Origin of the sequence: Marivirga tractuosa DSM 4126, assembly GCF_000183425.1 — a bacterium.
Lineage (GTDB): Bacteria > Bacteroidota > Bacteroidia > Cytophagales > Cyclobacteriaceae > Marivirga > Marivirga tractuosa.
On sequence record NC_014759.1, the window covers coordinates 3408216 to 3423949 of the forward strand.

14 protein-coding genes are annotated in these 15734 nt (G+C 34.8%); 7 read left to right on the forward strand and 7 right to left on the reverse strand.

The features are described from left to right. The 5 genes from FTRAC_RS14435 to cas6 all read left to right on the forward strand — a co-directional run bounded on the left by FTRAC_RS14435 (position 1) and on the right by cas6 (position 4730). Positions 1–804, forward strand: coding sequence for a Calx-beta domain-containing protein (locus FTRAC_RS14435; protein WP_013455008.1), 804 nt, complete (start codon positions 1–3; stop codon positions 802–804). A gap of 60 nt (positions 805–864) precedes the next feature. Beyond that, entirely contained in the window at positions 865–1524 is a 660-nt protein-coding gene (locus FTRAC_RS14440; RefSeq protein ID WP_013455009.1) for a hypothetical protein, read from the forward strand. 162 nt (positions 1525–1686) lie between these two features. Further along, complete coding sequence (locus tag FTRAC_RS14445; protein WP_013455010.1) at positions 1687–2778, forward strand: AI-2E family transporter; 1092 nt, start codon at positions 1687–1689, stop codon at positions 2776–2778. Positions 2779–2791: 13 nt separating this feature from the next. Continuing rightward, on the forward strand, positions 2792–3889 hold the full coding sequence (gene ychF / locus FTRAC_RS14450; RefSeq protein ID WP_013455011.1) for a redox-regulated ATPase YchF: 1098 nt from the start codon (positions 2792–2794) through the stop codon (positions 3887–3889). A gap of 61 nt (positions 3890–3950) precedes the next feature. Continuing rightward, positions 3951–4730 carry a CRISPR-associated endoribonuclease Cas6 gene (gene cas6 / locus FTRAC_RS14455; RefSeq protein WP_013455012.1) on the forward strand — a complete coding sequence of 260 codons (780 nt, stop codon included), beginning with the start codon at positions 3951–3953 and terminating at the stop codon, positions 4728–4730. On the opposite strand, the gene FTRAC_RS14460 is transcribed toward cas6, so the two are convergent. After that, on the reverse strand, positions 4708–6018 hold the full coding sequence (locus FTRAC_RS14460) for a type IX secretion system plug protein (protein WP_013455013.1): 1311 nt from the start codon (positions 6016–6018) through the stop codon (positions 4708–4710). The genes cas6 and FTRAC_RS14460 overlap by 23 nt on opposite strands. A 58-nt stretch (positions 6019–6076) precedes the next feature. On the opposite strand from FTRAC_RS14460, the gene FTRAC_RS14465 reads away from it, so the two are divergent. Further along, positions 6077–6625 carry an RNA polymerase sigma factor gene (locus FTRAC_RS14465; RefSeq protein WP_013455014.1) on the forward strand — a complete coding sequence of 183 codons (549 nt, stop codon included), beginning with the start codon at positions 6077–6079 and terminating at the stop codon, positions 6623–6625. Further along, complete coding sequence (locus tag FTRAC_RS14470; RefSeq protein WP_013455015.1) at positions 6609–8006, forward strand: hypothetical protein; 1398 nt, start codon at positions 6609–6611, stop codon at positions 8004–8006. Before FTRAC_RS14465 ends, FTRAC_RS14470 begins: the two co-directional genes overlap by 17 nt. Before the next feature lie 13 nt (positions 8007–8019). Here FTRAC_RS14470 and FTRAC_RS14475 read toward each other — a convergent pair whose 3' ends face one another. From FTRAC_RS14475 to FTRAC_RS14500, 6 genes are all read right to left on the reverse strand, one after another. Next, entirely contained in the window at positions 8020–8421 is a 402-nt protein-coding gene (locus tag FTRAC_RS14475) for an arsenate reductase family protein (protein WP_013455016.1), read from the reverse strand. 146 nt (positions 8422–8567) lie between these two features. Further along, entirely contained in the window at positions 8568–10070 is a 1503-nt protein-coding gene (locus FTRAC_RS14480; RefSeq protein ID WP_013455017.1) for a SusD/RagB family nutrient-binding outer membrane lipoprotein, read from the reverse strand. Positions 10071–10080: 10 nt separating this feature from the next. Further along, entirely contained in the window at positions 10081–13398 is a 3318-nt protein-coding gene (locus tag FTRAC_RS14485; protein ID WP_013455018.1) for a SusC/RagA family TonB-linked outer membrane protein, read from the reverse strand. Positions 13399–13664: 266 nt separating this feature from the next. Then, positions 13665–14384 carry a DUF6048 family protein gene (locus tag FTRAC_RS14490; RefSeq protein WP_041649874.1) on the reverse strand — a complete coding sequence of 240 codons (720 nt, stop codon included), beginning with the start codon at positions 14382–14384 and terminating at the stop codon, positions 13665–13667. Beyond that, entirely contained in the window at positions 14356–15030 is a 675-nt protein-coding gene (locus FTRAC_RS14495; protein WP_013455020.1) for a hypothetical protein, read from the reverse strand. Before FTRAC_RS14495 ends, FTRAC_RS14490 begins: the two co-directional genes overlap by 29 nt. A 43-nt stretch (positions 15031–15073) precedes the next feature. After that, positions 15074–15733, reverse strand: a complete 660-nt coding sequence (locus tag FTRAC_RS14500; RefSeq protein ID WP_013455021.1) for a DUF4159 domain-containing protein — start codon at positions 15731–15733, stop codon at positions 15074–15076. Position 15734 lies beyond the last annotated feature (1 nt).

The following is a 15734-nucleotide window of genomic DNA, read 5'->3' on the forward strand; positions in this document are numbered from 1 at the left end:
ATGAAAAAATTATATATAAATTTATTTGTACTGATTACTTCAGTAGTTATATTTTCTTGTGATCGAGAAAGGCATTTTTACGATGGACCATCATTGGTTCAATTTGCAAATAGCTCCTCAGATTACTTTGTTCAATCAACAAACAACGAATTTGAGGTACTAGTAGGATTAACTGCGGCTGCATCTGAAAGTAAAACTTTCGATATAGTAGTGGTAGATTCTCTTTCAACAGCAGAAGAAGGTGTTCACTTTACTTTAGAGAGTCAGCAGATTACTTTTGGAGCGGGCGAGACTTTAGCGTCTCTATCTGTTACTGGTAATTTTGATGCGTTGGCTGATGGTTCACGTACAGTGGTTTTTGCATTGCAAGACAATCCTGACGCTGCATCCTTCCGTCAGACATTTGAATTGAATCTTATTCAATTCTGTGAATACGACCAAGATTTCTTAGTAGGTGAGTATACTGTTAATAGTGAATTTTGGGGTTTCTCTTATCCGGTTAATGTAGTAGCTGGTGCAGATGAGTTCACTTATGTAATCGAAGGATTATATGACATAGGTGTGCCAAACGCTCAGGATATTACCTTTGTGATTAATCAAGTTGGTGAAATTGAGTATACTGCTACTGTTGAAACGCAAGTTGCATTTGATGCAAATACTCCAGTTTTTGCAGCTGATTACGGGCCACTTAGTGTAACTGGGACTGGTGCTGTTAATACATGTGGTGAATTTGCATTAAACTTGACATTCACAGTAGGAGCGGGAAGTTTCGGCTCTTACAGTGAAGTTTTAATTAAAAATTAATTTTTATTTAGTTTAACAATGATTAAATAGCTGCTGTAATGGCAGCTATTTTTCTTTATTATGAGAATTCTACTAATAATATTTCTTAATCTTATTCCATATTTAGGAACTGGTCAAAGTAATGGCATTTACCTCGAGTCACAGTTTTTTGTGCAGGATGAAAGTTTTCGCAAAATCGATGGTGTTTCTTATGATGATATAATTGGTAGCCCTTATTTGAGTGATAGTTTTACATCTGCTTCTATATATTTAAATGGACAGCAGAAGCCAGTCGAGGCAGAGTTACGATTTAATGTGGTCAAGAATAATTTCGAATTCAAGAAAAATGATGTTGTTTTAACGCTGGATAGCTCCAGTGAAATTGATTCAATTATTTATGACAAGAAGAAGTTTATTGTGATAGATGATGAAGTAGATAGATTTTATGAGTATTTACATGGTACTGAAATCTTATTGTTAAGAAATTATAAAGCCTATTTTTCGAGAGCTGAAAAAAGTAATAATCCATATGAGTCGGAGAAACCAAATGAGTTTGTGAAACAACCTGACGAATTTGTACTGGTTGATGTAAAAGAAGATATCAAATTAACCATTAAGAACAGGAGATCGCTGTACTCACTTTTCGGAAAGAAAGCGATTAAGTCACTTGATAAGGAATACGATTTTGAATATGATAAGGTGGATGATTTGATTATATTGTTAAAGAAACTTGGATACTGAGTGTGTAAGTTGCTTTTCTGCAAAGTGTAAGACATCTATATTGTTCAGTTAGATACTGGATAAATGCCCTGTCGATTTTAAAAATCGTGAAGGGTAGTTTATCTTTTGTTTTACTATTGGTTATAGTCTTCCATTTCAAGATTTATCCATTATCTTAGAGTTGTGAACCGACTTAGACCAATTTTATATTTACTAGGAGGCGCTGCATTACTTTATTTAGTTAGCCTACTCTTTTCTGATATATTAGTATATATCATCATTTCGCTTATTATTTCGACTATTCTTCGCCCTCTAGTAGGTTATTTAAACAGCCTCTATTTCTACGGCTATAAATTGCCCAAGATCTTTACCATATTCATATCATTTTCTGTTTTTATTGGTTTTATCGTCCTATTTGTTGGATTGTTTATCCCCTTAGTTTCTGAGCAAATCCAAATCTTGAGCAAACTTAATTATGACAATCTATATAATCGGATTACAACTCCTATTCAGTCAATAGAAGTGTTCTTAATTGACTCCATACCCAATATTGGCGAAGAGGGTTTTATTATTGACCGGCTAAAGGAAAGCATTTTAAATTTTGCTCAAACGGTTGACTTCAGCTATGTTCTAAATAATTTTATTTCCATAACAGGAAGTATTTTTGTTGCTGTTTTAGCTGTATTGTTCATTACTTTTTTCCTGCTTTATGAAAAAGGATTGGCAAGAAGAAAGTTTATTCAATTAATTCCCAACAAGTATTTTGAGGTTTCAATAGGTGCGATTTATAAAATTGAAAAGTTGCTATCAAATTATTTGCTAGGATTATTATTTCAGATGATCTCAATATTTACAATTGCCTCCGTTGGCTTAAGTATTTTAGGAATTAAATATGCCGTTACCATAGCTGTCTTTGCGGCTGTCGCAAATCTTATTCCGTATGCCGGGCCAATTTTAGGGGCTACTTTTGGTATCATTGTAGGGGTAACCACAGGGGGGATATTTGAATTTAATAATGAACTATTGTTTTTAGTAATAAAGATTGTTTCTGTTTTTGCTGTAGTTCAGGTCACAGACAATATAGTTCTACAACCACTTATTTTCTCAAAAAGTGTAAAAGCACATCCATTAGAGATTTTTGTTATTATCTTTGCAGGCGCATCCTTGGCTGGTGTGGTAGGAATGGTTGCCGCCATCCCAGTATATACAGTTATTAGAGTGATTTTTATTGAGCTCTACCAAGGATATAAACAATATAAGATTTTTCAGAATTAAATAATTTATTTTCATGGGGTTACAGTGTGGTATTGTTGGTCTGCCAAATGTTGGAAAGTCAACTTTGTTTAATGCACTTTCAAATGCGAAAGCTGAAGCAGCAAATTTTCCTTTTTGTACAATTGATCCAAATGTTGGTGTCATCAGTGTTCCTGATGAAAGGCTAGATATTTTAGAGGAGTTGGTTAATCCTAACAAGCTAGTGCCTACAATCATCGAATTTGTGGATATAGCTGGTTTGGTGGAAGGTGCAAGTAAAGGAGAAGGCTTAGGAAATAAGTTTTTGGGTAATATCCGCGAAGTAGATGCTATAGTTCATGTGGTCAGATGTTTTGAAGATGATAATATCACACATGTTTCTGGACGGGTAAATCCTGTAGCCGATAAGGATATCATTGATACTGAACTGCAGTTAAAAGATTTGGATTCAGTAGAGAAAAAAATTCAGAAAACTGAAAAAATTGCTAGAACAGGAGATGCCAATGCTAAAAAAGAAATGGCAATCCTAAATCAGTACAAAACGGTTTTAGAGGATGGGAAAAATGCGCGTACCCTGAAATTATCAAAAGAAGAGAAGGAACCAGTTCGCGATTTAATGCTCTTGACTGATAAGCCCGTTATATATGTTACGAATGTGGAAGAATCTGCAGCTGTATCTGGAAATGAATGGGTGGAGAAATTTAAAGAATACGTGAAAGAGGAAGAAGCTGAAGTGATAGTCGTGAGTGCTGCTATTGAATCTCAAATTGCAGAATTTGATGAAGCTGAAGAAAAGGCTATGTTCTTGGAAGAGTATGGATTGACTGAATCCGGCTTAAATAAGTTAATTCGAGCTTCTTATTCTATCCTAGACCTTATCACCTACTTTACCGCAGGTAAGCAAGAAGTAAGAGCTTGGACTATTAAGAAAGGCTGGAAAGCACCTCAGGCCGCTGGTGTTATTCATACTGATTTCGAAAAAGGCTTCATAAAAGCGGAGGTTATTAAATTGGAAGATTACCAAAAGTATAAAACTGAGCAAGCTTGTAAAGAAGCAGGAAAAATGTCGATCGAAGGTAAAGAGTATGTAGTAAAGGATGGTGATATTATGCATTTTAGATTTAATGTGTAAATTTTCTTAGAAATTTTAAAACAATTTAATAGTACGATTAGTCTTTGAAAAAAAGAGAATCGTGAGAGTTAGACTGATTTTTAAAAATAAAGAAAAAGGAGCAACGGTTCCATTTCACCACCAATACTATTTGTTTAGATTTTTTAAAGGACTGATCAAAAAGTGTGGCAAAGAAGAATTTAATGATTTTAAACATTATAATTTTTCAGGATTAAAGGGGCAGACTACAGTTAGTAAATCTGGGCTGCATTTTTACAGCTCTAAAATAACAGTTGTTTTCTCATGTTCTAATAAAGACTTTGTTGATTCTATAATTGAAGTCTTGTTTAGTCTTCCGGAGATTAAATTAAATGGATTGACCATAATCCCTCATTCCGTTGAGCTGGAAAATGATATTGAATTTGCTGAAGAGGTAAAATATATCTGCTTATCACCAGTAGTTTTATTAACACCAGAGTTTTCAAGTGATAGTGGGAAAAAATTTATACACCCTAGTTCGATCGAATTTGCCGATTTTCTTAAAACAGCTCTTTTAGAAAAAAATGGATTGAATGACCTTGGTGGATTCGAATTTTACCCTGACAGCAATTATCTAAAGAAGTTAGAAGAGCGGGGTAAGAAATATTCTAGAGTATACCCCATATTTGATCAGGATGTGCCATATGAAGTGAGAGGTTATACCTTTCCCTTTACTCTAAAGGCTGCGCCAGAGCTTCATCAATATTTATTTGAAAACGGTGTCGGCTTATTTAATGATAAAGGCTTTGGTATGTTAGACCTGGCCGAAGTCACACCTGGAAGTCAGACAGTTCCTTATTTTACTGGGCAGCTCGAGAATTAAACTGCGTATATCCTATTAATCTGTCATATCTAAGTTGAGGACTTGTATAATATACTAAAATATCATAAGTGTTTTCGGTATTAATATGGCTTCCATCGATAGGATTTAGTTCTTCGCCAGCTACATAATAGGTATATTCATAATACCCTTGCTTCATCAAAAAACTGTTTTGATAATTACCAGTATTAGTGTTGTATTTCATTCTGTTGGAGTTACTCAATTTCCAGTTGTTGAATTCTCCAACTAGGTAAATATCACCTAGTTCCTTTGGTGCATTCAATTCAAAGTTTGTTAGAAAATAATCGGAGACTAAAGGGGTGTTGGGTCTTTCACGATTCCCAATAGCAAAAGCACCGTTTTGATCTTCCCATTCTCTATACGCTTCTGAAGCCCGAATACCATCGGGTCGTGCTGTAACTGTTATTGGATTAGTATCTTTATTAATATTCGCTACATTATTTCCTTTAAAATTGACTGTTGTTAAATCAATAAACCGAAATTCATTATTTCCCGGAAAGCTCAACTGACCATTATAAAATTTATAAACCAATCTCTTATTGCCATCTAAAACCCGTATTGGATCTGGGGCTGCTTTGGCAAATAGCCAGTTGTTATTTTGTCTGATTACAGGGTGAATATCCGTTCCAGTATTAATTACATTAATTCTGTTAAGCAATAATTCAAATTCTATTTCTTGGTGAGTTCTCCTTTGGATTACCACATTTGATGGAACCAGTTTGTAATCTATCGAGGTCTTATCTTCATAGACCATAAATCTTTCACTCAGAATAATGTCGTCTTCATTATTGTTTTTAAACACCACTAAGAGGTAATTCCCAGACAAACTAACCCTTGGGAGCTCAAATTCATAATGGATGTAACCCATTTTAGTGTCAAACGAAAATTCAAATTCTCTGATTGGAAATTGATTGTATTCTTCAAGATAGTCCATCGATTGAATATTGCTTTCATTTTTCCAATCCTTATCACAATGAATGATTTTAACCTGATATTGTTGCTGTTCATCATTTATGTCATCGAAAGTGAGCAGTAACTTTTCATTTTTACCTAATTCAATCACCGGATTGTCAGTAGAAACCATTTGATTTCCCTTGAAACGTACAAGTTGAACGGTTTTAATATTTTCCCTATAGCTTTTATTTACAAATTCTAAATCAGGATAATAGGTATTACTTCCGCTTGATTGTGTGTTTTGGACTGGTACACAAGCACTTATTAGCGATGTGATCGATAAAAATATGATGAATAAATAAAAATAATGTTTCATTCCAACCTTTAATTTGTAATTTGGGTCTAATATAAACAGATTCCTTAAGGTTTTTGTCATGCCTAGAACCAAAGAACTCATAAAAGGTTGCCAGAATGGTGACAGAAAGAGTCAATATCAACTCTATCAACAATTTTCCTCCGGGATGATGGCGGTAGCTATGCGCTATTCTAAATCAACTCAAGAGGCGGAAGATATTTTACAAGAAGGATTTATTAAGATATTTCAAAATATTGAGAAATTCAGAGGTGAATCAAGTATTGGATATTGGATTAAACGGATCATTATTAATACAGCTTTAAATCATCAAAGAAGTAAATTGTATCTCTACCCAATGGTAGACGTAGATGATCTAAAAGAAGGAATGGGATCCTTATCAGTTGATAATTTGGCGGTTGAAGATTTAATGGATCTAGTGCAGCAATTGCCAACTGGATGTCAAGTGATTTTCAATTTGTATGCCGTTGAAGGATATCAACACAAAGAAATAGCAGAAATGCTGGATATTAATATTGGGACTTCGAAATCTCAATATGCAAGAGCACGTAAAATATTAATGGAACAATTAGAAAAGCAAAGTAAGTGGGGGAATGAAAGATTTCAATAAAGATAATTTCAACGATTCTGTTCGTAATAAATTTGCCAATGCTGAGGTACAGCCTGGTAATAATGTATGGGAAGGAATCGAAGCCGAGCTTTTAAAGCAGGACAATAAAAAAATGCAGAAAAAGGCTGCCTTTTACAGAAATGTAGCAGCTGCAGTGATATTGATTGCATTGGTTTCGATCTACTTTAATTTACAGGATTTTGCCTTTGAAACTAATCAAAATGGCGCATTTACGCCAATTGAATTGGAAAATCAACAAACGCAAAATTTTGTTAGCAATAACAATGATGTGTTAACAATGCCTCAAATCGCTAATCAAGCAGGTGACAAAGCTATGTTAAAAGAGAAAGGAAATCATATTGCTGGAATTGCCTCTTTTGGAAAATTTAACAAAGCTAATAAGCTTGGATTGCCCGTCAATGATGATCAAAGTAATGGAGTTGGTACTTCTTTAGATGACGAAAGAATTGCACAATTAATATCAAAAATTGAAAACAAAACTCCTGCAGATATTCAATTACCTCAATTGGAAATGGAAGTGAAACAGGTTTCTTACTTTGCAGTGAGCGATTTAGAAAAGCCAAGAGAAAGATCTGAGCTTGCATGGAATACTAATGTGAATATTGGTTCTGGAAGTTTTAACCCTAATGCGGACATCACTTCCTCACCAGTAAACCCTTCAGTGTCTTCGCTTAATAATCCTGGTACCGCTGGCAGAACTACTGGAGAAAGTTCTGACGCTGCGTTTAGCCAAGAAAGAGAAGCCGTTGAAGACCTAAGTTCTGCTCCTATGAGAAGTAATGTTTCTTTTACAGTTGGTTTACATGCTGGACTGCTAATCAATGATAAATTAAGTTTAAAGTCAGGCTTACAATTCGGCAATTACAGATCCTCTTCAATTAGTAGTGCTGTTGTTCGGGATAAAAACAGCGATCTTTTTTATCCTTTTCATGGAGCTAGTAGTTCTACTGCAATTTCTGATGGAAGAGTAATTAATTTAACCTCGGAATATGATATTTATAATGATTTTCAGATTTTATCAATTCCTTTGATGGCATCTTATAAGATCCTAGACAGAAAATTGGATATAGCATTAGTGGCAGGTGCTACTGCTGATTTCATTTTGAAGAATACTATCAGAGGTGGAAGCGATCAAATCAATGAGTTAACTTTTGATCAAAATGACAGACAGTCTTATAAAAATATTTTTGCAAGTGGAATTGCAGGCATAGAGATTAGTTATCCGTTTGCCGATAAATATGCGTTGAGTATTATGCCAACTTATAAAAGGGCAATATCAAATGTAACTACTGACAGAGCAACGTTTAATAGTATGCCTTCCTTTATGGGACTTAATATGAGCTTGGGTTACTTGTTTTAAACTGATTGAAAAGTTAATCATCACTTTCTCCTTTGTTAGCAAGGTGGGTTTGAATTTCTTCAAAAGCCATATCCATTTCATTGAAATCGTAAGGAGATTTAATAAAACGAGCAAATTTAGCGGAATCAATAATAGGTGTTTTGATTATCTGTGGGTGGTCTTTCATAAGTTGTAAAAGGTCATGATCGTCAAAATCTTTACCTTTCAACACATCTTTGTAATAGTCATTGTTTTCATCGATTAGCTCCTTAACAGATACTTCAAGTTTAGTGGCAAGTTCAGCCCATTGTCGCTCAGTTAAGAATTCTTTATTTAAATCAATAGCATTGATATAATGCTGGTCTAAAGATTTTGCATAACCGAATGCCTCTCGTTCTTTTATTTGAGTGCTATTATAAATAAACTTGATTTCCATATCTGATTTTTTATTCGATTCCATACTAATAAAACTGTCTAGAAAGTTTGATGTTTCAAAAAATAAAAAACATTTGAAAAAGTATATAAAAAAAGCCCTGTTATCTTAATTAACAGAGCTTTTCCATAATTTCATTTATTGATCTTTTACTCTACCAACCAAATGGAAGCGTTGATGTCATTAGAGCCACCTAGTCTATCAACTGCCTCATTATAGTTTTCAGAATTTAAGCTTTGCTCCTGTCCTGGATATCTAAATCTCACCGGTAAATTGTCATTGTTTAGATTGTCACATGGAGCATCTAAAAATGGAATACCATTAAAGCTATTTCCACTTTCAACATACCATCTTCGGACTTCGAAAAATGGTTCCATACCAGTAAAATATAGAGATAACCATTTTTGTTCCCATATATCAGTAGCAGTAGAATAAGCTACACCTGAATTAGTGTAATAATCATTAAAATCATTATACCCAAAAGGAGTGTAGTTTACTTGATAGTACGCCATTGATGCTTCGATACCAGCTCGATAGTGAGTTTCTATATCATCATTTATCCAACCTTTTGCAGCCGCTTCTGCCAATAAGAATTCTACCTCTGAATAGGTCATGATAATACCATTGGCATTGCCGATTCCTAGATCACTGGCTAGCGTTTGTGCTCCATCATTATAATAGGCTGCCCCAAGTCTTGAACCAGATTTTCCGCATGAACCTGCACCACTGACAGCGCCTGAAAACTCAGGATTATTGTAGTCATCGTTATCAGGTCTCGCATATCTGGATAATCTCGGATCTCCGTAAGTTTCCATCACCGTTAGAGATGTTTCACTTATGGCAACGGCATCAAAATCACCAGTTTTTAGTGGAATTAGAGGGAATTCATTTGGAAATGTATTAAGGTAATCTAATACCGCATTGTCATCATTTGATGTAAATATATTACCAGATGATACTATGTTACTAAACTGGCTTTCTGCATTGCTGATTTTATCACCTGCAGTCATTAATAATCTTAATCTTAACGAATTAGCTAGTTTTTGCCACTTAGTCGCATCTCCGCTGTAGAGTATGTCGCCTTCAATACTTCCACTCCCGTTTGCTAATAAATCACTTGCTCTATCCAATTCCGCAAGAATATCATTATAAATGGATTCTTGAGTATCATAAGCAGGTGTTAAATTATTATCATCACCTGTTATCGCCTCGGAATAAGGAATATCACCATATGCATTGGTAAGATTAGCAAATATCCAAGATTTAAGAACAATGGCAGCTGCTTCTTGCTGCTCATTACCAGCTTCAATTGCCTCCGTTTCTACACCTTTTACATCAGTTAAACTGCCATACAGACCTTCCCAAAATGTAGGAAAAGCATTCCAATTATAGGTGTCCGCTTCTGTCCTCAGGGTCTTAGAAGTCAATTGAGCAATATTATTTCCTAATAAAAAGGATTCATTCACCATTGTATTCACACTTTGACGAATAGCTGATGGCATCAGCACACTAGGTGAGACATCAGTTGGCTCATTAGGGTTTTCATTAAATTCTTCAAATTCTTCGCATGAAGTAAAAACAAAAACCCCGATAAATAGTAAAATTATTTTTTCGAGTATTTTCATATCTATAATATTTTTAAAATTTTTCATAGTCAATGATTTAGAAGCTTAGATTTATATTCACACCATAGCTTCTGGTTGAAGGTAACTGAGTACTTTCAAATCCATTTACAAAGATTCCATTCCTGATTGAATAGGTTTCAGGATCAATAGTAGGTACTTTTGAAAATAGTAGTAAATTCCTACCAATTAGCGATACTCTAGCACTGCTTAAACCTAGATTCTTTATTAAATCTGTTGGTAAATCATAACCAATTTTTAATTCTCTAAGCTTGAAATATGTAGCGTCATGAGTAGCGGCTTCGATATTATCTCTGTTGAATCCATTACCATAGAAGTTATAGAAATAGCCTGTATAATTTGCTCCGCCTATTGGTACAACAACATCATTTTCAACCAAATTACCATCCCCGTCACGTTTCCAACCTGGTCCAACTACTCCACCTTCTTGCTCTAGCGTGTAAACCGGATCTCCGTTTCCATCATAAGAAACTGAATAAATGGTTCTTCCCTCTAAAGAGGAGAGCGCTAAATTAGGGTCGTTATTATTCTTGATAGCACCACTCGTATTATATAGGGCATGAGATCTATTGTATATTCTACCCCCTATTTGGCCATCAAATAGGAAACTGAAATTCAATCTTTTGTATTGAAAGGAGTTATTTATACCCAATCGTAAGTCTGGTTGAAAACTCCCAGCTGAAACCTTCTCTTCTGTATTTAGAGGAAGGCCATTTTCATGAATTACTCTGCCATCTGGCCCTCTCTGAAACCCTAAACCGTACAATTGTCCGAGGAGTTTACCTTCTTCTGCAACATATTCTAAATCAGCACCACCTTCATCACCTGGGAAAACGTCAGCTACGATAGAATATCTTCCACTTTGAATTACATCTGGTAAGGATTCTACAATAGCTCTATTGCGACCGGCATTTACTGTAACATCCCAACTGAAATCATTATTTTCAACAACTCTTGCAGCCAACATTAATTCTAGTCCTGAGTTTCTAATCTCACCGCCATTTGTTAAGTTAAAGTCATATCCACTAGTTCTTGCAATAGGAAGACGAATCACCTGATCGAAACTTAACATGTTATAGTAGGTGAAATCTACTCTATATCTGCCTTTTGCAAGTCTTACATCAAATCCGACTTCTGTTGCTCGGGTTCTCTCATTCTTAAGATTAGGATCTGCAATTGTTCGGCTAGTAGTAAAAGCTGCTTGACCACCGAAGGCTGCTTGAGGAGTAAATGTATTACCAAAGGCGTACGGAGGAGCACCATTTCCCACTTCAGCATAAGACCCTTTCAATTTTACGAAAGAAAATGGCTGTGGCATATCAATTAAGTCCGATAATATAGCACTTGCTGCTACTGATGGGTATCCAAAGCTATAATTAGAATTTTCAATACCCTGGATCGGGCTTACTAAGGTACTATTCCAGTCATTTCTATAAGATGCATCTAAAAACAAGCTGTTTAAATAGCTCAAAGTAAACGTTCCGAATAAGCTGTTGATTCCTGTTCTTGTTTTCTGAGATTCAACTAATACTCCTGATCTTGCATTTGTTAAAGAATAAACGCTTGGGCCTGTGCCAAAAACCTCTAATTGAGGATTGTTAGCTATTAAGTTATCTGCCTCTTGGCGCATTATATTACCACCTATTTTAACATCAATGTCAAAATCAGAGTAATTTTCAACGTCTGTGTGATAACCTACTAAGAACTCAGCATTGGTTTCATAAAATGAAATTTCATCTTCTCGGTAGCTACCTAATAAAACTCCTTTTGTAGAAGGAGCCCTTCTGTATTGTCTGCCTTCATTTAAGACATCAGCTCCATATCTAAATCTTGCGCTAAAGTTCTTATTGAATTCATATTCTATTTTAGTGTTAGCAATAAACCTACTGCTTTGGAAAGAGTTAGTATTCTCATTGGCAATCAACCAAGGGTTATTTACCCATAAATCTTCCACATATCTCTGTTGAACACCTTCTTGCCCTGGTTCCCAATAATCTCTTAAGTCATCAATTTCCACTTGTCTTGGATACCACAACCAGCCATACATAACAGATGATGATTCGTCATAACCAGCATTTGGTATGTTTCCCGAACTAGAATTTACATACATGGTATTAACTCTAGCTTTCAATTTGTCATCCAAAAATCTTCTACCAACACTCATTTGTACAGTATTCCTCTGCAAATTAGTATTTGGAACTATGCCTTCATTGTTTAAATTGGTATAGGAAATTCTCGCATCTCCATCTTCTGTGCTATTATTCAGCGCAATGTTATTGATCGAAGTAAAGCCTGTTCTGAAGAAATTTCTTACGTTGTCTGGAGCTGGAGTAAAAGGGACTGCCTCTCCGTTAGAATTAAACTGCTTGATTTCTTGCCCATTCATTCTTGGACCCCAGTTTTCCCCATAAGCCTCATAGTATTCATTATCGCCTATGTAATTTGAGCCATCCAGGTAGCTATATTTACCGCCACCGCCAAATCCAAATTCATTTTGGAAATCAGGAAGCTTTAATACGCTTTCGAACATATTACTGGAATTTACTTCCAGTCCCCATTCGCCATCTGCGTCTGCACCTGTTTTGGTTTCAATTAAGATAACACCATCTGCTGCACGTGAACCATATAAAGCGGATGCTGCAGGACCTTTGAGAACATTAATTGATTGAATATCATCTGAATTAACAATCTGTGATGCATTACCAAAGTCAATTGTAGTAGAACCATTCAAACCATCATCAAAACTATAAAGGTCATTAGTGATTGGCATACCATTCACAACATATAATGGTTGGTTATTACCTAGAAGGGATGCAGTACCTCTAATGTTAACGTTGGCTGATGCAGTAGGGCCATTACCACTTCCTGTTATGTACACGCCAGAAAGCTTTCCAGCTAACGCATTCATCGGGTTGTTGGATTTTACATCAGATACCTGTCTGCTATCTACTTGCTGAACAGAATATCCTAATGCCTTTTCTTCTCTTTCAACACCTAAAGCAGTTACTACAACTTCACCTAGCTGTTTCACATCTTCTTTAAGAGTTACATCAACAACTGATTTCGAACCAACTTTAACTTGTTTCTTTTTGTATCCAATGGCACTGAATACCAATGTTGCATCTTGTGATTGAACTTCGATTTTATATTTGCCTTCAAAATCAGTTACTGCACCATTTTGTGTGCCTTTAATTAGGACTGTTGCTCCTGGGATTCCTGATCCCGAAGCCTCCGTTACACTACCACTTACTACACGTTCTTGTGCATGCAAGTTTTCATAAGATAAGATTGAGAGGGTAAAACAGATGAGCAATACCCGTAAGTAGATTTTTCTCATAGTTAATTAGCTTTTAGATTAAAAAAATAATTTTCTTGCTTATTGACCAATCGAAATGCAAAGCTATTTAAAAAAATAGAGCATTAAAAAGAGCCTCGGATTATAAGTGATTTAGAGCTCACTTGACTATTCTTGTATTTTGAATTAATCCGAAAATTACCTGATAAGGTACTTAATATAGCACTCTAACTAATTAAAAGCAAAGATGTTCCAACATATTATGGTTTTATGTGGAATCTTAAGGATTATTTATAGAGACGGTCTTGTTAAAAAACTGGAATTCTAAATTTAATGAAAAGATTGAATTCGGGATTTAATTTGATGTTGGTCTGGCCGTATCCGGGGATGTTTTTGACTTGAAAAAGATCGAAATCATCATAGTCCTGAATAGATTTTAAACGAAATTTAAATCCTATGGAAAGGAAATCAGGTATGTCTTTTTTTCTGATCTGACGTATTTTCTTTTCAGATGTTAAAACAAATTCAAACCAGCTAGCACTGAGGTTTTCTCGAATAAGTTCCCCTGTCTCATTTTCAAATATAGGGTTTCCGATCTCATAGTTTATAGACTCGTTAAAGGATGATTGTGCATATCTTAATCCCAGTAAAAGGAAATTGTTGGGGATAACAGTCATATGATAATCAAACCCTATTCGGTAATAATTTCCTTCTGATTTATACTCTGAGTTTTTATAGGCTTCTTTAGGGGTCAATTCAGCTATGCCATATTCTCCAATTAAAGATACCTTATCTAAGATTCTAAAGTTTATAGCTCCTTCCCATTTTTCGCTTTCATCAATTAGTAAAGTGTGCAGTTTTAGATAATCAAAAGCAAAGCCAACACTTAGTTTTTGAGCCTTTTCAATATTTTCAGATTCACTTGTTTCCACAGCAGTTGAATCTTGCGCTTTGGCTTGATTCATCACGAATGGAAAAATTAAAATCAGGTATAATAATTTATATTTCAACATAAATTTCAAGCTCATTACTGATACATTCTGATATTGGTGCGCAACCATATGGGCCTCTTAATGAATCAAATTGATGTTCAATCACTTCCAGTTGTTTAACAGATTTTGTGATTTTATTATTGATGACAGTATCGTTCAATTCATAGCTTATTTTAAGCTGATGGGTAGTATCAGCAAATTCTATTTGGAAAACATAATCAGATTCAGTCTGCTTTGTATTGATAGGTATTCTAAATTTTTTCAAACTATCTCCACCATTTCTATTCTCAAAAAGATTAGATTCTCCATTTATTGAGGCTATACTAATCGTTTTTTCTTTTGTTGTTGTAATTAATGCATTAATTAAGGCTAAAGAGTCAGCTTTTATTGCTCTAAGATTATTTAAAGAATCGACTACTGGTGCATTCCCCGGGTCATCAAGTTCATCGTCAACATCCTTTATCTCATCTGATAATCTTTCTTTATATTCACCTAAAGTATCTAATGATGTTTGGTTTAGAATAATTAAATTAAAATAAGGGTAAGCATTTTCGGGTCCGCAATCACCACAGGGCTCACATGCCCAAAATAAACCCAATCCTAAAATAATAGCCGTAAAAGATTTGATGGCAGTTTTAATCATGGCTGCAAAATTAAGCTTTCTTATGGATTTTTTTCTCATTAATAAGTTTGTTCTAAATATTTTAGGAGAACATGCTTCAATACTAATCTTGTGTGAATGCAAAACTTATAATATTTGCACCCATTTTCAAAGCTTTCAGTCTTACAGATTCCGGATCTTTATGGATACTTTGATCCTCCCAGCCATTCCCCAAATCGCTTTCATAAGAATAAAAACATACTACTCGTCCTTCATAAATTATGCCAAATCCTTGCGCTGGTTTTCCGTCATGTTCATGAATTTTTGGTAGGCCAGCTTCAAACTTAAATTTTTGATGATAAATAGGATGGTCAAAAGGTATTTCCACAAAATCTGATTCAGGAAATACTTTTTTCATTTCTAACCTAATAAATTGATCCAGTCCATAATTATCATCAATATGGAGAAATCCACCCGAAATCAGATAATTTCTTAGATTTTGAGCCTCATCATCGGAAAACACTACATTTCCATGACCTGTCATGTAAACATATGGGTATTGGTAGATCTCTTTGCTGCCTACTTCTACTACATAATCCTTATTATCTAATGGAACATTTAATTCCTGTTCGCAAAAATCAATTAAATTAGGTAGAGCAGTTTTATTGGCATACCAGTCTCCACCTCCATTGTATTTCAATTTGGCTATTTTAACCTCCTGTGAATAGCCTGAATAAAAACTTAAGAGTAGAAGGGCTAATATGATGGAAATGTAGTTTTTCATT

Coding starts and splice junctions, on each gene's coding strand:
- ychF (WP_013455011.1), top strand. CDS start 2,792: ATGGGGTTACAGTGTGGTATTGTTGGTCTGCCAAATGTTGGAAAGTCA.
- FTRAC_RS14485 (WP_013455018.1), bottom strand. CDS start 13,398: ATGAGAAAAATCTACTTACGGGTATTGCTCATCTGTTTTACCCTCTCA.
- FTRAC_RS14495 (WP_013455020.1), bottom strand. CDS start 15,030: ATGAGAAAAAAATCCATAAGAAAGCTTAATTTTGCAGCCATGATTAAA.
- FTRAC_RS14465 (WP_013455014.1), top strand. CDS start 6,077: ATGCCTAGAACCAAAGAACTCATAAAAGGTTGCCAGAATGGTGACAGA.
- FTRAC_RS14490 (WP_041649874.1), bottom strand. CDS start 14,384: ATGAGCTTGAAATTTATGTTGAAATATAAATTATTATACCTGATTTTA.
- FTRAC_RS14470 (WP_013455015.1), top strand. CDS start 6,609: ATGAAAGATTTCAATAAAGATAATTTCAACGATTCTGTTCGTAATAAA.
- FTRAC_RS14460 (WP_013455013.1), bottom strand. CDS start 6,018: ATGAAACATTATTTTTATTTATTCATCATATTTTTATCGATCACATCG.
- FTRAC_RS14500 (WP_013455021.1), bottom strand. CDS start 15,733: ATGAAAAACTACATTTCCATCATATTAGCCCTTCTACTCTTAAGTTTT.
- FTRAC_RS14480 (WP_013455017.1), bottom strand. CDS start 10,070: ATGAAAAATTTTAAAAATATTATAGATATGAAAATACTCGAAAAAATA.
- FTRAC_RS14435 (WP_013455008.1), top strand. CDS start 1: ATGAAAAAATTATATATAAATTTATTTGTACTGATTACTTCAGTAGTT.
- FTRAC_RS14440 (WP_013455009.1), top strand. CDS start 865: ATGAGAATTCTACTAATAATATTTCTTAATCTTATTCCATATTTAGGA.
- FTRAC_RS14475 (WP_013455016.1), bottom strand. CDS start 8,421: ATGGAAATCAAGTTTATTTATAATAGCACTCAAATAAAAGAACGAGAG.